At 72.4% G+C, this 18800-nt stretch carries 19 protein-coding genes; 9 read left to right on the forward strand and 10 right to left on the reverse strand.

Annotated features, from left to right (window positions below; genetic code table 11):
• Nucleotide 1: 1 nt before the first annotated feature.
• Together JNK12_01425 and JNK12_01430 are read right to left on the reverse strand one after the other, a co-directional pair.
• Nucleotides 2–1240, reverse strand: coding sequence for a thiolase domain-containing protein (locus JNK12_01425; GenBank protein ID MBL8774553.1), 1239 nt, complete (start codon nt 1238–1240; stop codon nt 2–4).
• The gene (locus JNK12_01430; protein MBL8774554.1) at nt 1237–2679 is read right to left on the reverse strand and encodes a carotenoid oxygenase family protein; all 1443 of its coding nucleotides are present in this window, start codon (nt 2677–2679) and stop codon (nt 1237–1239) included. The genes JNK12_01425 and JNK12_01430 overlap by 4 nt, the downstream gene beginning before the upstream one ends.
• Nucleotides 2680–2762: 83 nt before the next feature.
• Between JNK12_01430 and JNK12_01435 the strand changes: the two genes are divergently transcribed.
• Nucleotides 2763–4460 carry an acyl-CoA dehydrogenase gene (locus JNK12_01435; protein MBL8774555.1) on the forward strand — a complete coding sequence of 566 codons (1698 nt, stop codon included), beginning with the start codon at nt 2763–2765 and terminating at the stop codon, nt 4458–4460.
• A 16-nt stretch (nt 4461–4476) separates the two neighbouring features.
• On the opposite strand, the gene JNK12_01440 is transcribed toward JNK12_01435, so the two are convergent.
• The 5 genes from JNK12_01440 to JNK12_01460 form a co-directional block, all read right to left on the reverse strand.
• Complete coding sequence (locus tag JNK12_01440) at nt 4477–5112, reverse strand: sterol desaturase family protein (GenBank protein MBL8774556.1); 636 nt, start codon at nt 5110–5112, stop codon at nt 4477–4479.
• Nucleotides 5113–5122: 10 nt separating this feature from the next.
• Nucleotides 5123–5896: a TetR family transcriptional regulator gene (locus JNK12_01445; GenBank protein ID MBL8774557.1), complete on the reverse strand. Its 774-nt coding sequence runs from the start codon at nt 5894–5896 to the stop codon at nt 5123–5125.
• Between the two features lie 49 nt (nt 5897–5945).
• The gene (locus JNK12_01450; protein ID MBL8774558.1) at nt 5946–7316 is read right to left on the reverse strand and encodes a hypothetical protein; all 1371 of its coding nucleotides are present in this window, start codon (nt 7314–7316) and stop codon (nt 5946–5948) included.
• 89 nt (nt 7317–7405) lie between these two features.
• Complete coding sequence (locus tag JNK12_01455) at nt 7406–9880, reverse strand: ABC transporter permease (GenBank protein MBL8774559.1); 2475 nt, start codon at nt 9878–9880, stop codon at nt 7406–7408.
• Nucleotides 9877–10587: an ABC transporter ATP-binding protein gene (locus JNK12_01460; protein ID MBL8774560.1), complete on the reverse strand. Its 711-nt coding sequence runs from the start codon at nt 10585–10587 to the stop codon at nt 9877–9879. Before JNK12_01460 ends, JNK12_01455 begins: the two co-directional genes overlap by 4 nt.
• A 102-nt stretch (nt 10588–10689) precedes the next feature.
• Between JNK12_01460 and JNK12_01465 the strand changes: the two genes are divergently transcribed.
• The 6 genes from JNK12_01465 to JNK12_01490 are packed head-to-tail and all read left to right on the forward strand — an operon-like array spanning nt 10690 to nt 15753.
• Entirely contained in the window at nt 10690–11823 is a 1134-nt protein-coding gene (locus JNK12_01465; protein MBL8774561.1) for a 4Fe-4S dicluster domain-containing protein, read from the forward strand.
• The gene (locus JNK12_01470; protein ID MBL8774562.1) at nt 11820–12278 is read left to right on the forward strand and encodes a cyclic nucleotide-binding domain-containing protein; all 459 of its coding nucleotides are present in this window, start codon (nt 11820–11822) and stop codon (nt 12276–12278) included. Before JNK12_01465 ends, JNK12_01470 begins: the two co-directional genes overlap by 4 nt.
• On the forward strand, nt 12271–13131 hold the full coding sequence (locus tag JNK12_01475) for an FAD/NAD(P)-binding protein (GenBank protein MBL8774563.1): 861 nt from the start codon (nt 12271–12273) through the stop codon (nt 13129–13131). The genes JNK12_01470 and JNK12_01475 overlap by 8 nt, the downstream gene beginning before the upstream one ends.
• The gene (locus tag JNK12_01480) at nt 13128–13931 is read left to right on the forward strand and encodes a hypothetical protein (GenBank protein ID MBL8774564.1); all 804 of its coding nucleotides are present in this window, start codon (nt 13128–13130) and stop codon (nt 13929–13931) included. Before JNK12_01475 ends, JNK12_01480 begins: the two co-directional genes overlap by 4 nt.
• Nucleotides 13928–15226 (forward strand): nickel-dependent hydrogenase large subunit, encoded by a 1299-nt coding sequence (locus JNK12_01485; protein ID MBL8774565.1) that lies wholly within the window; start codon nt 13928–13930, stop codon nt 15224–15226. The genes JNK12_01480 and JNK12_01485 overlap by 4 nt, the downstream gene beginning before the upstream one ends.
• Nucleotides 15223–15753 (forward strand): hydrogenase maturation protease, encoded by a 531-nt coding sequence (locus tag JNK12_01490; protein MBL8774566.1) that lies wholly within the window; start codon nt 15223–15225, stop codon nt 15751–15753. Before JNK12_01485 ends, JNK12_01490 begins: the two co-directional genes overlap by 4 nt.
• A gap of 48 nt (nt 15754–15801) precedes the next feature.
• On the opposite strand, the gene JNK12_01495 is transcribed toward JNK12_01490, so the two are convergent.
• From JNK12_01495 to JNK12_01505, 3 genes are all read right to left on the reverse strand, one after another.
• The gene (locus JNK12_01495) at nt 15802–16326 is read right to left on the reverse strand and encodes a hypothetical protein (protein MBL8774567.1); all 525 of its coding nucleotides are present in this window, start codon (nt 16324–16326) and stop codon (nt 15802–15804) included.
• An 89-nt stretch (nt 16327–16415) separates the two neighbouring features.
• Nucleotides 16416–16799, reverse strand: a complete 384-nt coding sequence (locus JNK12_01500) for a hypothetical protein (protein ID MBL8774568.1) — start codon at nt 16797–16799, stop codon at nt 16416–16418.
• 62 nt (nt 16800–16861) lie between these two features.
• Nucleotides 16862–17449, reverse strand: a complete 588-nt coding sequence (locus JNK12_01505; GenBank protein MBL8774569.1) for a class I SAM-dependent methyltransferase — start codon at nt 17447–17449, stop codon at nt 16862–16864.
• A gap of 17 nt (nt 17450–17466) precedes the next feature.
• Here JNK12_01505 and JNK12_01510 point away from each other — a divergent pair, with 17 nt between their 5' ends.
• Together JNK12_01510 and JNK12_01515 are read left to right on the forward strand one after the other, a co-directional pair.
• Nucleotides 17467–18039: a TMEM165/GDT1 family protein gene (locus tag JNK12_01510; protein ID MBL8774570.1), complete on the forward strand. Its 573-nt coding sequence runs from the start codon at nt 17467–17469 to the stop codon at nt 18037–18039.
• Between the two features lie 77 nt (nt 18040–18116).
• On the forward strand, nt 18117–18800 hold a 684-nt coding region (locus JNK12_01515), incomplete at its 3' end, for a hypothetical protein (GenBank protein ID MBL8774571.1).

Below are 18800 nucleotides of genomic sequence, written 5' to 3' on the forward strand. Positions count from 1 at the left end.
CTCAGCCGCGTCCGACCACGAAGCTGGCGACGGTGGTGAGGCTGCCCCCCAAGTTAAGGGTCGCGACCCGCCGTGCGCCGTCGACCTGGCACTCGCCGGCCGTCCCCGTGACCTGGCGGGTGGCGTCCCACAGCATGCGCACCCCGGTGGCCCCGACGGGGTGGCCGGCCGCGAGCAGCCCGCCGGACGGGTTGACGGGCAGGGCACCGCATCGCTCGATGCGCCCGTCCTCGACGGCCTTCCAGCTCTCGCCGGGAGCGGTGAGGCCGAGGTGGTCGAGGGCGGCGTACTCACTGATGGTGAAGCAGTCGTGGGTCTCGACGGCGTCGAGCTCGTCAACCGAGGCGATCCCGGCCCGGGAGAAGGCGTCGAGGGCGGCGGCGCGGAGCTGGGGGAACACGTACGGCTCGTCGCGGCTGGCCTCGAACTTGTCGGTCATCGTCATGCGGGCGGTGCGGTGGCCCCAGCCCTCGATGCGGGCCACGGCGGCGAGGTCGAGCCCCCGCTCGGCGGCCCACGCCTCGGCGAAGCGGGGGGTGGCGAGGACGACCGCGGCGGCGCCGTCGGTGACCTGCGAGCAGTCCGAGCGGCGGAGGCGGCCCGCCACGACGGGGTTGGTCTCGTCGTCGGCGGCGAAGGTGGCGTCGCCCACGGACCACGTGCGGGTCTGGGCGAGCGGGTTGCCCTTGGCGTTGGCGAACGCCTTGCGGGCGATGGCGGCGAGGTGGATGTCGTCGAGGCCGTAGCGGCGGTCGTACTCGTCGGCCACGTCACCGAAGAGCTTGGGCCACGGGTACTCGAGGCCGACCACCTCGTCGTGCGCCCGGCCGGCCGCGCTGAGGGCGGCCTGCGCGGCGAAGCCGCCGTCGGCCCGCATCAGCTCGACGCCCACCACGAGGGCGACGTCGGCGCGCCCCGCAGCCAGGTCGGCGGTGGCGGCCAGCACGGCCATGCTCCCGGAGGCGCACGCCGCCTCGTGGCGGCTGACGGCGATGCCCTCGAGCTCGGGGACGGCGTCGACGAGCAGGCCGCCCAGGTGGCCCTGGCCCGAGTAGATCTCCGCGGCGAAGTTGCCGACGTGGGCGACGCCGACGTCGGCGGCGTCCAGCCGGGCCGAGGCCAGGGCGCCCCGGGCCGCCTCGCCCATCAGCGCGGTGAGGTCGAGACCCTCACGGCTGGCGTTGCGGGCGAAGTCGCTCTGGTGGCCGCCGAGGACGAAGGGCGTCGGCTCGTCGCTCACGACGAAGCGAGCTCCTCGGCCGGGACCCACCACGAGTGGTACCCCGCCGGCACCCGCGCGGGGACGGCGAGGCGACAGACCGGTCCGTCCTCGAGGCGCTCGGCGTCGAGGACGTGCACCTCGGTGGCGCCGGTCGCCTCCTCCACCACGAAGCTGACGAGGTAGCCCTCGGCCTCGTCGGTCGAGCCGGTGCGGGGGCAGAACGGCGTCTCGCACCCGTACCAGCCCTCGGGCCAGGCATGGGAGGTGGTGGCGCCCGTCAGCCGGTCGTGGCGGATCACACCGTCGAAGGCCAGCTCGGAGCGCTCGGCGAAGCGCATCAGGTAGGAGTAGCGGAAGGGCTGACCGATGCGGCGGACGTCGATGCGCGGGAACTCGGCCATCTGGTCGTCGAGGCGGCGCTTGGTGATGGTCCCGTCGGCGAGGTGGAAGCTCCACTCGGTCAGGAACGGCTCGAGGCGGAGCATCGCGATCTGCGGCGCGTCCGGCAGGTCCGGCGCGTTGCCCGGGTCCGACGCCAGCGGGTCGGCGATCTCGCAGCCGACGAGCTTGACCACGCCGTCCTCCTGCCAGGCGCCGCACACGTGGTACATGAAGCAGGGGTCGGTCTCGAACCAGCGGACGTCGGCCACGGGGGCGCTCGTGTCGCCGCCGCGGGCGACGAGGCCGAAGCGGGCGGGCCGGTCGCGGTGGAAGGCCAGGCGGCTCCGGCCGTCCTGCTGCTCCCACATGAAGGGGAAGTCGAACACGACGATCCAGTCGTCGCTGAAGGCGATGTCGTGCTGGAGGCGGGGGCCGCCGACCTCGACGGTCTGGCTGCGCACCACCTTGCCGTCGGGGGACACCACGCCGAGGGTGAGGAAGGGCGGGACCGGGTCGTAGTCGATGAACAGCAGCTCGCCGGTGACGGGGTCGACCTTGGGGTGGGCGGCGATGTGGGTCTGGAGGGTGCCCCCGAAGTCCTCGCGGCCGAGGGTCTCGAGGTCGGGGAGCGACAGGCGGTAGGCGTCGCCGCCGAGCCACCACAGCGCCAGGAGCTCGCCGTTGAAGAACACCAGGTCGGTGTTGGCGGTGTCCTTGAACACGTCGGGGAACTTGGAGAAGTCCGGGGGCTCGAGGATCCCGGTCCACAGCGCCTCGCCCGCTTCCTCCTCGGCGGCCAGCGCCCGGGTGCGCACGTAGCGGTTGGCGTAGTGGGCGCCGGCGTCGTCGAAGTGCACGATGTGCACCATCCCGTCGCCGTCGAACCAGTGGTACCGGCCCTCGGGCTCGAAGCGGGGGTTGGAGCCGTTGCGGGCGAACACGCCCCGGAGATCCGCCGGCAGCTCGCCGGCGAGCACCTCGAGGTCGGCTCGCACCTCGTCCTGGACGGGTGCGTACATCCCGTCGAGGTACGGCGAGCGCTGCTCGACCCGCCGGTTCGCGTCGGTCATCGTCATGTGGCTGTCCCCTTGTCCGGGCGCCCGTCCCCGCAGGCGCGCTCCCATTCTGCCCCACGGCGGCCCGTGCCTACGCTTGCGCCATGTCGTTGCTCCTGCACCCCGGCCGGTTGGACCGGCCCTACCCCGACGAGCGCAGCCGCGAGGTGATGGCCAAGACCGTCGCCTGGTTCGAGGCCCGCGGCAAGGAACGGCTCAAGGCCGACGACCACGCCGCGGTCTGGTACCAGGACTTCCTCGACTTCGTGGCCGAGGAGGGGATCTTCGCCACGATGTGCACGCCGGCGGGGCTGGGTGCCGAGGACAGTCGCTGGGACACCTGGCGCATCTGCGAGTTCGCCGAGATCCTCGGCTTCTACGGCCTGCAGTACTGGTACACGTGGCAGGTCACGGTCCTCGGCCTCGGCCCGCTGTGGATGTCGGACAACGAGGCGCTGCGCGAGCGGGCCGCCGCGCTGCTCGCCGGGGGCGGGATCTTCGGGTTCGGCCTCTCCGAGAAGGCCCACGGCGCCGACCTCTACTCCACCGACATGGTGCTCGAGCCCCAGGACGACGGCACGTACCTCGCCAACGGGTCGAAGTACTACATCGGCAACGGCAACAAGGCGGCGCTGGTCTCGGTCTTCGGCAAGCTCCCCGACGGCAACCCGGTGGCCTTCGCCGTCAGCTCGCAGCACCCGAGCTACGAGCTGGTGAAGAACGTGGTGTGGAGCCAGAACTACGTGTCGGAGTTCCGCCTGCACGACTACCCGATCACCGAGGCGGACCTCATCGCCGTCGGCGCCGACGCCTGGAACGCCGGGCTCAACACCGTGAACATCGGCAAGTACAACCTGGGGTGGGCGTCGATCGGCATCTGCACCCACGCCCTCTACGAGGCGGTCACCCATGCCCACAACCGTGTCCTCTACGGGCACCCGGTCACCGACTTCGCCCACGTGCGCCAGCTGTTCACCGACGCCTACTGCCGGCTCGTGGCCATGAAGCTCGTCGCCCTGCGGGCCAGCGACTACTTCCGGTCCGCGTCGCTCGAGGACCGCCGCTACCTGCTGTTCAACCCGGTGGTGAAGATGAAGGTCACCACCCAGGGCGAGGACGTCATCAACCACCTGTGGGACGTCATCGCCGCCAAGGGCTTCGAGAAGGACACGTACTTCGAGGCGGCCGCCCGGGACATCCGGGCCCTGCCCAAGCTCGAGGGCACGGTGCACGTGAACATCTCGCTGATCGTGAAGTTCATGCACAACTACTTCTTCGAGCCCGCCGACGTGCCCGACGTGCCCCAGCGGGCCGACGCCGCCAACGACGACTTCCTGTTCGACCAGGGCCCGACCGGGGGCCTCTCGAAGGTGCGGTTCGGCCCGTGGCGCAAGCCCTTCGAGGCGAGCGACCTCCCCAACGTGGCCGTGTTCCGCGAGCAGGCCGACGTGCTGGTGCGCTTCCTGGCCGAGACGCCCCTCGACGAGGCCCAGGCCCGCGACATCGACGTCCTGCTGGCGGTGGGGGAGATCTTCACCCTCGTGGTGTACGCCCAGCTCGTCCTCGAGAACGCCGCCATCTACGACGTCGCCGACGACCTCGTCGACCAGACCTTCGACGTGTTCGTGCGCGACGTGTCCCGCTTCGCCGTGCAGCTCCACGGCAAGCCCAGCACCACCCAGGCCCAGCAGGACCTCTGCCTCGCCATGATCCGCAAGCCCGTGGTCGACCCCGACCGCACCGCCCGGGTCTGGGAGGGCGACGTGCTCGCCGTCTCCGGCGCCTACGAGATGGCGCCCTGAGCGGAGAGCTCTCGGTTCAGTCCTCGGGGGCGATGGAGGCGAAGGCGCGGGCCTTGTCGAGCGCCGCGGTGCGCTCGTCGCTGGAGGCGGCGCCGACCAGCACGTAGTCGTCGGCGTACTCGGGGCGGAGCTCGCCGTCGTCGTCGAGGAGCCAGGCCATGGCGAGGCGGCGGGGGACACGCACCCGCTCGGGGCGCTCGAGGGTGCCGAAGACCCGGTCCCACCAGGGGACGCTCACGCCGTGGTTGCTCATGGGGTGGCCGAAGTGGTGGTGGAAGTGGTGGATGCGCAGCCAGTGCGAGTACGTGCCCACCGGGCCGCGCAGATGGGCCTGGGCGTGGCAGTACTCGTAGACGCCGTAGCCGACGGCCCAGCCCGCGGCGACGCCGAGGCCGATGGCCAGCGAGCCGGTGAGGTACCAGAACAGCGGGGTCCAGATGAGCCCGCCGACGAGGCCGACGCCGATCCAGCTGAGCACGTTGGTGTAGGCGAGGTGCCAGTCGGCGCGCACGTGGTGGAGCAGGTGCTCGCGGCTCATGATCCCTTTGCCATGCAGCTCGTGCATGGCGAAGCGGTGCAGCACGTACTCGCCGAGGGTCCACAGCAGCCAGCCGAAGGCGAAGGCGAGGAGGGTGAGGAGCAGCGTCGTCATGGCAGGCCTCTCAGAGGTGGTCGGCGACCCAGTGGTCGCTGGCGAGTCGGGCGGTGGTTAGGGCAGTGGCGTCGGCGCCCCAGCCGGCGAGGAGCGCCCGGGTGAGCTCGTGGCCGAGGGTCGCGCCGGTGGTGGGGACGCCGATGCCGAGGTCGTCGATCTGGAGGCCGCCGTTGAGGGCGGTGATCCACACGAAGGTGCGCAGGAGGTCGCCGTCGAGGACCCCGTCGACGGGGTCGGCGCCGGCATCGTGGGGGTCGAGGGCGCCGGCGGCCACGGCGTCGGCCAACAGCCGGCGGGGACGGTCGAGGACGCTCATGGCCGCGGGCACCACGGTGGCGGCGTCGTTGGCTTCTTGGACCTTGGGCGTGGCCAACAGCTGCTGCTGGAGGCGGAACTCCCGGGCGTGGGACTCGGGAGCGGCGAGGAACAGGTCGCTGAACACCCAGAGCCGGGCCAGGGCGGCCACGGTCGGGGGGAGGGGGTCGGGCCGGGCGCCGGCGTCGAGCTCCCACGCCTGGAGGGTCGACTCGGCCACGCCGCCGAGGGTGTGCAGGGCCCGTTGCTGCATCGCGGCGATGAGGGCGCTGCGCGACGGGAAGTAGGTGTAGAGCGACGCCGGGGCGTAGTCGGCGGCATCGGCGAGGGCGGCCATGGTGACGCCCTCGACCCCGAGGCGCTCGCTCAGCTCGAGTGCGAGGTCGAGCAGGTCGTTGCGCTTGGCGGCCCGCTTGCGGGTGCGGCGGTCCGGCTCGACCGATATGTCGACGTTTTCCGAAGGCACTTCGGAAAACGTAGACCATTCGTGCGAAGCCGTCAATGGCCTGCCCTGCTCAGCCCGGCACCTCGAAGGTGATGGTGGCCGAGTCGGTGCCGGGGGTGAGGACCCCGGTGTCGCCGGCCACGAACTCACCGTTCACCGACACCTGGAGGTCGTAGTTGGCGCCGTCCTCGTCGCAGGCGTTGAAGTTCCGGACGAACAGCTGGTAGGTGCCCGGCTGCGCCTGCCCGGGTCCCCAGAACGCCTCCTCGCCGTGGGCGCCCGCGTCCTCGCAGTCGGGGACGTCGTCGCCGCCGACGAGGGTGCCTCCGGTCGAGGTGGTGGGGGTCGAGAAGGAGAGCTCCTCGCCGCTCGGTTCGATGACGTGGAGGTCGAGGTCGTCGTTGCCACCCCACGTGAGGATGATGTCGACGTCGTTGTCACTGCTGAAGTCATCGGGGGGGAGGGTGTCCGGCGGGAGCGTGTTCGGCGGGTTCGTCGTGTCCGTGTCGGTATCGGTGTCGGTGCCGTCACCGGGCTGGTCGTCGTCGCCGTCGGTCCCCGGCGGGCGGGTGAACGGGTCGCCCGTGTCGAGGTCGGTGATCACGAAGATGTCGATGGTCACGTCGATCTGGATGACGGTCAGGCTGGCCGGGTTGAAGCCGGTCCACTGCGGGCCCCGGAAGCGGGGGCTGCCCGAGACCGCGGTCGGCGGGGTGAGGGGGTTGCCGCACGCGCAGCGCGCCCGGGGGATGCCCTGGCGGTCCACCAGCACGGCGGTGCCGGCCTGGAGGACGGTCTGGATGGTGGTTGCCCGCCCGTCCCGGAAGCCGTGGTTGGTCACCCGGGTGTCGGTGCGGAGCTGCATCGAGGTGAGGTCGAGGATGTAGTCCTCGAGGTCGGCGAAGGCGATGCCCTGCACGCCGGCCCACGCCTGCCCCTTGTCGGGATTGGCGGTCAGGAACTCGATCATCTGGCGTCGGTCGCACTGGGCCTGGTTCTGGGTGCCGCCGTAGAGGCCGGGCTCCGAGCCGGAGGCGCTGCGCACCTCGACCGGCCCGCCTGATGACGTGCCGGACGTGCCCTCGGCCGCCACGCTGAGGTTGTCGGGGTTCGAGACGCTGTCGGTGAAGGGGTCGTCACCGACGTCGGAGGCGGGAGCCAGGAAGATCTCGCCGGCCTCGGCGTCGTCGGACGTGAGGACCAGGACCCCGACCGTCGCCGCCACGAGCAGCACGACCACGCCGACGGCGATGGCGACGATGATGCCGGTGTTCGAACGCTTGGGTGGTGGCCCCGGCGGGTAACCGCCGTAGCCGTACCCGTAGCCGCCGGGTGGGGGTGTCGCGGGCGGAGGCCCCGCCGGCGGCGGGTAGGACGGTGGCCCCGCAGGGGGCGGCCCAGGCGGGGGACCACCGGATACCGGAGGTACGGAAGTGGTCATGTCTGCAGTGAACGCCCTGGTGCGCGTGCGCCCAAGGGCCGAACGTCACCTCGCCCCGGTGACGCCGGTCACCCGGCCACGGTGCCCGTTCACTCGACCACGCGCAGCGTCGAGGGGATGTCCATGCGCCGAAGGCGGCGCACGGTGAGCAGCGGCGCCACCGCCACGGCGAGCACGCCGAGGACGAGCGCGGTGGCCACGGTGGTGGTCGAGAGGTAGGTCACCACGCCGATGTCGGGCAGGGTCTCGGGGACGATCGATGCCATCAGCCAGGCGAGCAGGAGCCGGCCGGCCACCACCCCGGTGACGGTGCCCAGCACGCCGATGACCACGCTCTCCGTCACCGCCACCCGCACCACGCGGTGCACCGGTAGGCCGAAGGCGAACAGCGTGGCGTTCTCCCGAGCCCGTTCGTCCATGTTGATCGAGGTGGCGTTGAAGGCGATGAGCAGGGCCATGAGCAGCACCGCACCCTCGATGACGCGGAAGATGCCGAGCACCTCGTCGATCTGGTCGCGCACCCCCTGGGCCAGGTCGGTGACGGGCTGCACCGAGGCCACCCCTTCCTGGCCGAAGAGGGACCGTTGGACGTCCTCGACGGTCACCCCGTCGGCGGGGGCGACCCGCAGCGTGTTCACCACGCCCTCCAGGTCGAACAGCGAGGCCCACTCGTCGTCGAGGTACACCACGAAGCGGTAGGGGTTCGGCTGCAGCGCGATCACGGGGAGGTCGGTCGTCACCCAGCGGTAGCCCACGCCCTCGCGATAGGGATGGCGAAGAGCGACCTGGTCGCCGACGCCGATGCCGAGGTCGCCCGCCGCCTTCTCGGTGAGCACGAGGCCGGGCTCGTCGCTGTCGAGGTCGCCGGCGGTGGCGGTGGGGACCCACAGGTCGCTCTGGAGGTCCGTGAGGTACAGCGCGACGTCGATCTCGTCATCCCCGGGCGCCAGCGTGCCGCCGAGGGTGAGCCCTGGCTCGGCCGCACGAAGCATCGGGTCCTCGGTGATAGCCGTCACCTCGGGCGAGTCGGCCAGGGCGAACCCTTCCAGGTCCACGGTCAGGCGGTCCGGGGTGTCGCCCACGATCTCGGCGTCGCCGGCGTCGATGGTGGCGACGAACGAGTCGATCATGCCGATCACCCCGACGAGCGTGGTGATCGCCGCCGCGATGCCGAGCGCGGTCAGGACGGTGCGGCGAGGCTCGCGGAGCACGTTGCGGAACGGCATCTGGGCCACACTCGAACCGGGGAGCGGGAGACGGCTGACCAGGGGAGCGAGGCCGCCGCCCGCGGCCCGGTGGGTGGTGCTGACGGCCTCGACCGGGGTCACCCGCACCGCTCGCCACACGGGGATGGCCGTGGCGACCAGGGGGAGGAGCAGCCCGAGGGCGGCGCCCCGCAGAAAGATCCCGGGATGGAAGGCGAAGCGCCATTCGGGCAGGGGGAAGAAGCCCGAGAGCAGGTCGGCCATCAACTGGTCGATGAGCAGGCCGACACCGATGCCGAAGGCGACGCCCAGCAGCGCCACCTGCGCGCCCACGAGCAGGGGACGGACCGCGATCGTCGACGGCGGCACGCCCAGCGCCATGCCGATGCCGATCTCGCGACGCTGGGCCTCCACGATGCGCACCGTGAGGTTGAACGCCGCGAACGTCGCGCCGGCCAGGATCAGGAAGGCGAAGATGTCGTAGAAGCGCTGGTCGCCCTCGACGTCGTCGTAGAGCAGGCGAAGGACGAGGTCGTCCTCCTGGCGGGTGATGGTGGTGCCGAGCTCGCCCAGGTCGGCGGCGAGGGCGTCCTCGAGCTCGCGTTGGATGCGGTCCCGGTCGGCGCCGGGGCGGACCGTGATGGCCAGGCCGTTGGCCTGGTCGGCGTGGTCCGTCAGCCGCTGCACCGTGGCCAGCGGCGCGTAGAGCACCGCGAAGTCGGCGAACACGCTGCCCCGGTTGTCCACGGGGAAGAAGTTCTCGGGGGATAGCCCGGTGCCCACGTAGCGAAGCTCGCGTCCGCCGCTCAGGCGCAGCGTGCCGGTCGGGGGGAGGTCGTGGTTGGCGGCGAGGTGCTCGTCGACCACCACGACGTCGCGCCCGGCGTCGTCGGGACGGAGCCCGCGGCCGCCCACCGTGGCGATGCCGCTGACGTCCGGGCCGCCATCGGTGACGTCCACGCCGACGAGGCGACCGGGGACGAGGACGAGCTCGTCGGGGGTGGACGCGTCGACCTGGATGGGCTCCTGGAGGCGGGGCTCGACCTCCTCGAGGTCCGCGGCGCTCGGGATGGAGCGGGCCAGGTCGACCAGTTCGTCGGCGCCGGCGTAGCTGCCGGTGGTCAGCTCGAGGCGCAGGTCGTACATGTTCAGCGCCGCGTAGCTGGCGTCGTAGGACGCCAGCCGCCAGGCCGAGACGCTGGTGAGGCCCGAGTAGGTGCCCGAGCCGATGGCGATGATGAGGGCGATGGCCGCCACCTGGAGCCACCGGGCGCGGAGGTCGCGCCACGACCAGCGGAGCCAGAGCAGGGCCCGGGCGCCTCGCCCGGTCGCGGCCGCCGAGGGTGCGGTGGAGGTCACCAGTGAAGGCTGGCGATCTCGGCCGTGCCCCCTGGTGGTGGGCCGTCACCCACGATCGTGCCGCTCGAGAGCTCGACCACCCGGTCGGCCACCCGGCTGATCTCGCGGTTGTGGGTGACGATCACCACGGTGACGCCGGCGTGTGACTGCTCGTGCAGCAGTTCGAGGATGGCGATGCCGGTGTGGAAGTCGAGCTCGCCGGTGGGCTCGTCGGCGAGCAGGACGGGGTTGCCGGTGGCGAGGGCACGGGCGATGGCCACCCGCTGCTGCTCACCGCCGGAGAGCTGATGGGAGAAGTGGTCCACCCGGCTGCCGAGGCCCACCCGGTCGAGCACCTCGACCGCGCTCGGCCCCGCCCGGTCGTCCCGGGCCACGTCGATGGCGAACTGGACGTTCTCCCGGGCGGTGAGGGCCGGGAACAGGTTGAACGATTGGAACACGAAGCTGACGGTCTCCCGCCGGAACCGGAACAGGTCCTTGCGGCTGGCGCCGTCGAGGGTGTGCCCCGCGACGCACACCGAACCCTCGCTCGGGGTGTCGAGCGCCCCGATCAGGTTCAACAACGTGGTCTTGCCGCACCCCGACGGGCCGAGCACCACGAGGAACTCGCCCTCCTCGACGGTCAGGTCGACGTCGTGCAGTGCGGTCACCCGGCTGTCGCCCACGTCGTAGTGGCGGGCGACGCCGGCGAGCTCGATCACGGGCATGGGGCTCCTCGGGGTCCCGGCCATCGTCGTCGAACCGTCCCGTCGTCGCCAGGGACCTTCGGCTCTCCCCAAGCGCCCGAGGATCGGGGACACTGGCCACCAGTGGACGACGCGCTGGTGACCGAAGAGGCCTTCGATGCGTTGCTCGGCGCGCTCGCCGCCGAGGGGCGCACCGTGATCGGGCCGCAGGTCCGAGACGGGGCCATCGTGCTCGACGAGCTGTCCGGGGTGGCCGACCTGCCCATCGGCTGGGCCGACGACCAGGGCCCGGGGCGCTACCGGTTGCGCCGCCGAGACGACGACGCCCACTTCGGCTTCACCACGCCGTCCACCTCGTGGCGGCCCTTCCTGCACCCGGCGCACGAGACGGTGTTCCGGGCCCGCCTCGACGGCGGTGGGTTCGAGGTCGAACCCCCGCCGGCGCCGCCGCCGCTCGCCTTCGTCGGTGTGCGGGCGTGCGACCTCCGGGGCATCGAGGTGCAGGACCGCGTGCTGCGCGATGGCGCCTTCCCCGACGCCGGCTACGCGGCCCGGCGCGCCGACGTGTTCGTCATCGCCGCCGACTGCAGCGAGTCCGGTCCCACCTGCTTCTGCGCATCCATGGGCTCGGGGCCCGCCGCCGAGGCGGGATTCGACCTCGCCGTCGCCGAGCGCCTCGACGGCGACCGGCCGCGGTTCTTCGTGCGCGTCGGCACCGAGCGAGGAGCGGCGCTGCTCGCCCGGGTGGAGCACCAGCCGGCGGACGACGCCGACCGCGCCGACGCAGCGGCCGCGGCCGAGCGGGCCGCCGCCGGACAGGTCCGCTCCGTCCCCGCCACAAGCGTCGCCGGTCTGCTGGCCCGCAACCTCGAGCACCCGCGGTGGGACGAGGTCGCCGAGCGCTGCCTCGCCTGCACCAACTGCACCATGGTCTGCCCCACGTGCTTCTGCACGAACGTCGAGGACAGCGTCGACCTCGGCGCAACGGTCGCCGAGCGCACCCAGCGGTGGGATTCCTGCTTCACCCTCGACTTCACCTATCTCGCCGGCGCCCCGGTGCGCGGCAGCGTCCGCTCCCGGTACCGCCAGTGGCTCACCCACAAGCTCTCGACGTGGGTCGACCAGTTCGACGAGCTGGGCTGCGTCGGTTGCGGTCGCTGCGTCACGTGGTGCCCCGTGGGCATCGACCTCACGGAGGAGGTCGCCGCCATCGCCGCCGCCGACGGCGCGCTGCGCCCCGAAGGGAGCACGCCGTGAAGCCCATCGCCGACCTGCTCGCCGAGCACCCGTTCTTCGAGGGCGTGGGCGCGGAAGAGCTCACGGCCCTCGCCGGCATCGGCACCGACGTCCGCTTCGCCCCGGGTGAGGTGATCTTCCGCGAAGGAGACGCGGCGGACCGGTTCTTCGTCCTGCGCTCCGGCCGCGTCGGCCTGGAGATCCACGCCGTCGGACGCCCGCCCCACCTCCTCACCACGCTCTCGTCGGGCGACGTGCTCGGCGCCTCGTGGCTCTTCCCGCCCCACCAGTGGCAGTTCGAGGCCATCGCCCTCGACGAGACCTCGGCCGTCGCCCTCGACGCCGCCGAACTGCGCCGGCACCTCGATGCCGACCCGGCCCTCGGCTACCTGCTCGTCCAGCGCTTCGCCGGGCTGCTGGTCAAGCGCCTGCAAGCGGCCCGCTTCCGCCTCCTGGACGTGTACGGCGATGTCTGAGCCCCGCCCCACCTCGACGGCGTCGGCCATGCCCGTGGCCGACCCCATGGTCCCCACGCCCTACGAGGTCGTGGGCCGACGCCAGGAAGGGGTGGACACCGTCACCCTGACCCTCGCCCCGACGGGGTCGGCCCTGCCGACGGCCCGGCCCGGCCAGTTCTTCATGCTCTGGGCGCCGGGGGTCGGCGAGGTGCCGATCTCCCTCGGCGGGACGGGGAGCGACGGCACCATCGAGGAGACCATCCGGGTGGTCGGGGCCGTGAGCCGGGCGCTCGTGGGCACCGCCGTCGGCGGCACCATCGGGGTGCGGGGGCCGTTCGGGACGGCCTGGGACCTCGAGGCCGCCAGCGGCCGGCACGTGCTGTTCGTGGCCGGTGGCGTCGGCCTCGTCCCGCTGCGGCCCTCCATCGCGGAGGCGGTCGCCCGGGCCGATGAATTCCTCGGCATCGGCGTCGTCGTCGGGGCGCGCACGCCGGCCGACCTGCTCTTCGGCGATCTGCTCGCCGACTGGGGTCGCTCCGGCGTCCAGGTGGTGACCACCGTCGACCGGGGCGACCGGGCGTGGCACGGCCACATCGGCGTGGTGACCGAGGTGCTCGACCTGGTCGATCTCGACCCTGCCGCGACCACCGCCCTCGTGTGCGGGCCGGAGGTGATGATGCGCTTCACGGCGCAGGCGCTCGAAGGTCTCGGCGTCGAGCTCTCGGACGTCCAGCTCTCGCTCGAACGCAACATGAAGTGCGCGGTGGGCCACTGCGGCCACTGCCAGCTCGGAGGTGGTTTCGTGTGCCTCGACGGTCCCGTCGTCAGCGCCGACCGGGCGGCGCCCCTGCTCCGGGTGCGAGAGCGATGACCGCCCCCGGGGCCAAGCCCCGCCTGGCGGTGTGGAAGTTCTCGTCCTGCGACGGGTGCCAGCTCACCCTGCTCGACCGCGAGGACGAGCTGCTGGCCGTCGCCGACGCCGTCGACATCGGCTACTTCCTCGAGGCCACGAGCGCACAGGTCGAGGGTCCCTACGACGTGTCCCTGGTCGAGGGTTCGATCACCACGCCCCACGACGTCGAGCGCATCCAGGAGGTGCGGGCGGCGTCCAAGGTGCTCATCACCATCGGGGCCTGCGCCACCGCCGGCGGCATCCAGGGCCTGCGCAACTTCGCCGACGTCGACGAGTTCGTCTCCGTCGTCTACGCCAGCCCGTCGTTCATCGACACCCTCGCCACCTCGACGGCCATCGCCGACCACGTGCCGGTCGACCTCGAGCTGCGGGGATGCCCCATCGACGGCCGCCAGCTGCTCGAGGTGGTCGGCGCGCTCCTGGCCGGTCGCAAGCCGGTGGTGAGCGGACAGAGCGTGTGCGTCGAGTGCAAGGCGGCCGGCAACGTCTGCGTCCTGGTGGCCCACGGCACCCCCTGCCTGGGCCCCGTCACCCACGCCGGATGCGGCGCGCTGTGCCCGAGCTACCACCGCGGCTGCTACGGCTGCTTCGGCCCGTCCGAGTCGTCGATGCCGGAGTCGCTCGCCCCCGCACTCGCCGCCGTGGGCATGGACGAATCGGACCAGGGCCGCTTCCTGCGGACCTTCAACGCGTGGGCCGAGCCGTTCCGCTCGGCCAGCACCGTGCGCCTGCCCGACCCCCACCGGAGGCAACCGTGAGCGACGACACGACCCGCACCATCAAGGTCGAGGCGCTCGCCCGGGTCGAGGGTGAGGGGGCCATGCACGTCGAGATCCGCGACGGGGCCCTCGTCGGCGTCGAGCTCCAGATCTACGAGCCGCCCCGCTTCTTCGAGGCGTTCCTGCGCGGCCGGCGCCACACCGAGCCGCCCGACATCACCGCCCGCATCTGCGGGATCTGCCCGGTCGCCTACCAGATGAGTGCGTGCGAGGCCATCGAGGACGCCTGCGGCGTGGTGGTGGACGGGCCACTCCGTGCCCTGCGCCGGCTCCTCTACTGCGGCGAGTGGATCGAGAGCCACACGCTGCACGTGTACATGCTCCACGCGCCCGACTTCCTCGGGTACCACGGCGCCATCGAGATGGCCGCCGACCACCGCGAGCGGGTCGAGCAGGGCCTCGCGCTGAAGAAGGTGGGCAACCAGATCGTCGAGGTGCTCGGCGGGCGCGCCATCCATCCCCTCAACGTGCGGGTGGGCGGCTTCTACCGGGTGCCCACGCGGCGGGAGCTGCAGCCGGTGCTCGACGGCCTGCTGCGGGTGCGCGAGATCGCCGAGGGGACCGTCCGGTGGGTCGGCGCGTTCGACATGCCCGACCTCACCTACGACCACGAGCTGGTCGCCCTCTCACGGCCCGACGAGTACGCCGTCGTGGGGGGGAACGTGGTCTCGAGCTCGGGCCTCGACATCCCCGTGTCGGCGTTCCTCGACGAGTTCGCCGAGGAGCACGTCGCCCGCTCGAACGCGCTGCACGCCTACCGGTCCGATGGCACCCGCTACCTCGTCGGGCCCATGGCCCGCTTCGCCCTCGGCTACGACCGGCTCTCCGAGAGCGCCCGGGCGGCCGCGGTCGAGGTCGGCGTCGGCCCCGACGACCGCAACCCCTTCCGCAGCATCGTGGTGCGGGCGGTCGAGGTCCTGCACGCCGTTGACGAGGCCATCGGCCTGATCGAGGCCTACGAGCCGCCGGACCAGCCGGCGGTGCCGGTCGAGCCCCGCGCCGGGGTCGGCCACGGCGTCTCCGAGGCGCCTCGCGGGCTGCTGTACCACCGCTACACGCTCGACGACGAAGGCTTCATCACCGACGCGGTCATCGTCCCGCCGACTTCTCAGAACCAGCCGAGCATCGAAGCCGACCTGTTCCGCCTGGTCGAGCAGAACCTCGACCTCGACGACGACGCGCTGCGCCACGTGTGCGAGCAGTCGATCCGCAACCACGACCCCTGCATCTCCTGCGCCACCCACTTCCTCGACCTGACCGTGGACCGGGGGTGACCGGGCCGGCTCGCGTGGCGGTGCTCGCCGTCGGCAACCGGTTCGCAGGCGATGACGGCGTGGCCTTCGCGGTGCTGGAGGCGGCACGGGCCGACCTGCCCGAAGAGGTCGTCGTGCACGAGTTGGACGGCGAGGCCGCTCGCATCCTCGACGCCTGGGAAGGGTGTCGGGCCGCCGTGGTCGTGGATGCCGCCCGCTCGGGGTCGCCGACGGGCACGGTGCACCGGGTCGTGGTCGACGCGCCGGACCCGTCGCTGGCCTGGAACGGTCCCGGCCCCCGGGTAGTGGGGCTCAACCTGCCGGCGCACGCCAGCAGCCACGGCGCCGGTGTGGCCGAGGCGCTGGCGTTGGGCGCCGTGCTCGGCCGTCGACCTCAGGAGGTGGTCCTCGTCGGCATCGAGGGCGCTCGGTTCGGGCCGGGCGACGGCCTGTCCCACGAGGTGGTCCATGCCGTCCCCGCCGCGACGCGCCTGCTCGTGGCCGAGGCGCAGCGCCTGGCCGCTCACCGCGACGATCGTGTGATCTGACGGGCACCGAGCGCACCTGTCCTGCGGTCGGTCGCCCTCGGGTGCCGGTCAGCTGGGCACGGAGTCGCGATCTGCCGGGACGGGCGGTCGGACAGGCTGGTCCCAGACCGGCTGTCCCGGCTGCGAACGGCGCTTGACCAGCAGCTCGAGCTCGTCGAGCGCCGGCGTGGACCGGATCACGGGCCCTGCCGCAGCCGCGGCTTCGCAGGCGCCCACCACGTCGCCGTCGAGGTCGACCGACGTCGTGGCGAAGCAGGCGAACGGACTGCTGGCCGCACTGCCGGCGAGGATGAGCGGTGCGCCGCGGCGCAGCGCGCACACGACGGCCTGCTCGGAGCGCAGCACCCGGTCGAGCGGTCGGGCCCGGACCGAGCACACGAGGTCGAGGCGCGGGAGCCCGCACGTGTCGCCGTCGAGCGTCGGACACCCGGGGCCGGTGGGCGGTATCGGGCAGCGCACCACCTCGTGGCCGGCGTGCTGGAGCGCACGCTCGACCGAGTCGATGGCCCACGCCTCGGTACCCACCACGAGGACGTGCAGCCGATCCGTCTGCCGTTCCACCCCGTTGGTCATGGTTCGAGCGTGCGCTCACTTCGGCCCCACGGGGAGGGGCGAAGGTCACATCAGGTCACCTCAGCGCACACGGCGTGCGCCGGTGCGTCCTAGCCGCCGGCGGCCTTCTTCTCCCGGGCGGCCTTCGAGCGGGCGAGCATCTTGGCCAGGCGGTCGTCGGCCGGGGCTGCACCGCCGGCGTCCCCGTCCGCTGCGGCCGCCGGCGCGGCCGCAGTCTCGCTCTCGCCGGCTGCGGCCTTCGCCGCGGCGGCCTCGCGCTCTTCCTGGAAGGTCTCCCACTCGTCCTCGGGCACCAGCTTGGTGTGGGCCACCGAGTTGAACGAGGTGCCGTTGTCGAAGGCGACGCGGTAGCGCACCAGGTGCATGCCCACGGACCGTCCCAGCTTGCCGGGGGTGCCCTCGGGCACGCCGGGCAGCGCCTCGGTCACGACGATGCGCGACCCCTTCTTCAAGGTGGTGGTGTCGGTCGCCATGGCGCCCGACGTTAGTGAGCGGACCCCTCGGCCAACCAGACGGGAGCGCGTCGCGGTGGGCGTCAGGTGGGCCGGTGCACCGAGACCGCGTAGTCGCCGCCGTCGGCCCAGGGCGCAGCGTCCCACGTGGCGAAGCGGTCCTCGAGGACGAGGCCGGCGGCGGCGCAGTCGGCGTCGAAGCGCTCCAGCCCGTAGGCGGCGTGGGTGAGCGAGAACCCGGCCACCAGCCGACCGTCGGGGGCGAGGTGGTCGGCGAGGCGGGCCACGGTGACGGCTTCGGTGCCGGGTGCCAGGAAGATCATCACGTTGCCCGCAGCCACGACGACGTCGAACACCGACGGTGCACCGGCCACGCCGGTCAAGTCGAGGCCGGACAAGTCCTGTTCCACCCACGTCAGCTCCGGCGCTTTCCGTCGGGCGGCGTCCAGCATGGTCGGGTCCCGGTCGACGCCGACGACGGCGATCCCCCGGCGGGCGAGCTCGACGGCCACCCGGCCCGTGCCGCAGCCGGCGTCGAGAACCGTGGTGGGGGAGAGGGCGGCCACGAAGTCGGCCTCGCCGTGGATGGATCGGCCCTCGGACTCGAGGGCCGACCAGCGGGCGTCGTACTCGTCTCCTCGGGGGGCGGCGGTTTCGTCCCAGCGCGACACCGTGCCAGTGTGGCCCGGTGGAGTGGGTGCAGGCGTTCCTCGTCGCCTTCGGGGTCATCTTCGTGGCCGAGCTGGGCGACAAGAGCCAGCTGATGGCCATGGCCTTCGCCGCCCGCTACCGGCCCTTCCCGGTGCTCGCCGGCATCGCCCTGGGGGCGGCGGCGATGTTCGCCGTGTCCGTGGCGGTGGGCGCCGTGCTCGGGGTGGCGCTGCCCACCCGGGCCATCAACATCGTGGCCGGCGTCGCGTTTCTCGGTTTCGCGGCGTGGACCCTTCGCAGCGACGAGGACGAGGACGAAGAGACACCCGAGCTCAGCAACCGCTCGGTGGTGGGCGCCACCGCGGGCGCCTTCCTGGTGGCCGAGCTCGGCGACAAGACGATGCTCGCCACCATCACCCTCGCGTCGACGAACGGGCTGGTGGGCACGTGGTCGGGGGCGACCCTCGGGATGGTCGCGGCCGATGCGCTGGCCATCGTGGTGGGAGCCGTGCTGGGCAAGCGCCTGCCCGCCCACGCCATCCGCATCGGGGCCGCGGTGCTCTTCGTGGTGTTCGGCATCGCCCTGATCGTCGAGGGCGGGCGCGGTTGACCAACGCGGCTCACCCACCGGGCTGAACCCGCCGGGGTGCCCCCGCATCCGGGGGGTGCGCCGGTATCTTCGGCAAGGTGCCGGGCCCGCCCACGCGACCGACGGAACGGACGTTCCTGATCCGCCGCATCGTGGTGGCCACCATCGGGTTGTCGTTCCTCGTCCTGCTGTGGTTCGGCGCCTCGGCCGGGTTGGGTGCGCTGCGTTCGGACGGAGGCTCCGCCTCGGGAGGCGACGGCGGCGGCGGCGAGGAGGCCACGCCGGACTCGACGATCCCGCCCCACCTCCGGGTCCCCGACGGCCCGCCTGCGGCCGAGCGCACCCTCACGCTGGCCCAGACCATCAGCGGCGAGATCTCCCCGAAGTCGGTGGTGGCCTCGAACACAGGCCTCGTGTTCGCCCAGAACATGATGTACAACCACTCGGTCACCGTGTACTCGAGCGAGGGCGAGCTGGTGGCCACCATCCCGGACCAGGTCGACCTCGCTGAGTTCGGCGCCGCCGACGTGCCCACCGTGGTCCAGGGCGCGCCCGTCGAGGGGGCGATGACCCCCGACGCGAGCCACTACTGGGTGTCGAACTACTCGATGTACGGGCCCGGCCAGGGCCCCGAGGGGGCCGACGAGTGCACCCCGGAGAGCTCGGTGGCGTCCGGGTACACCAACAGCTACCTCTACCGGATCGACACCGACTCGCTCGCCGTCGACGCCGTCACCGAGGTCGGCATCGTGCCGAAGTACGTCGCCACCACGCCCGACGGG

The sequence above is a fragment of the Acidimicrobiales bacterium genome, assembly GCA_016794585.1.
Lineage (GTDB): Bacteria > Actinomycetota > Acidimicrobiia > Acidimicrobiales > DATDAH01 > JAEUJM01.

Bases quoted from the DNA above. Each gene is read 5' to 3' on its own strand.
- JNK12_01435 (MBL8774555.1), top strand. From the start codon at position 2,763: ATGTCGTTGCTCCTGCACCCCGGCCGGTTGGACCGGCCCTACCCCGAC.
- JNK12_01430 (MBL8774554.1), bottom strand. From the start codon at position 2,679: ATGACGATGACCGACGCGAACCGGCGGGTCGAGCAGCGCTCGCCGTAC.
- JNK12_01460 (MBL8774560.1), bottom strand. From the start codon at position 10,587: ATGCCCGTGATCGAGCTCGCCGGCGTCGCCCGCCACTACGACGTGGGC.
- JNK12_01440 (MBL8774556.1), bottom strand. From the start codon at position 5,112: ATGACGACGCTGCTCCTCACCCTCCTCGCCTTCGCCTTCGGCTGGCTG.
- JNK12_01500 (MBL8774568.1), bottom strand. From the start codon at position 16,799: ATGGCGACCGACACCACCACCTTGAAGAAGGGGTCGCGCATCGTCGTG.
- JNK12_01450 (MBL8774558.1), bottom strand. From the start codon at position 7,316: ATGACCACTTCCGTACCTCCGGTATCCGGTGGTCCCCCGCCTGGGCCG.
- JNK12_01480 (MBL8774564.1), top strand. From the start codon at position 13,128: ATGACCGCCCCCGGGGCCAAGCCCCGCCTGGCGGTGTGGAAGTTCTCG.
- JNK12_01495 (MBL8774567.1), bottom strand. From the start codon at position 16,326: ATGACCAACGGGGTGGAACGGCAGACGGATCGGCTGCACGTCCTCGTG.
- JNK12_01475 (MBL8774563.1), top strand. From the start codon at position 12,271: ATGTCTGAGCCCCGCCCCACCTCGACGGCGTCGGCCATGCCCGTGGCC.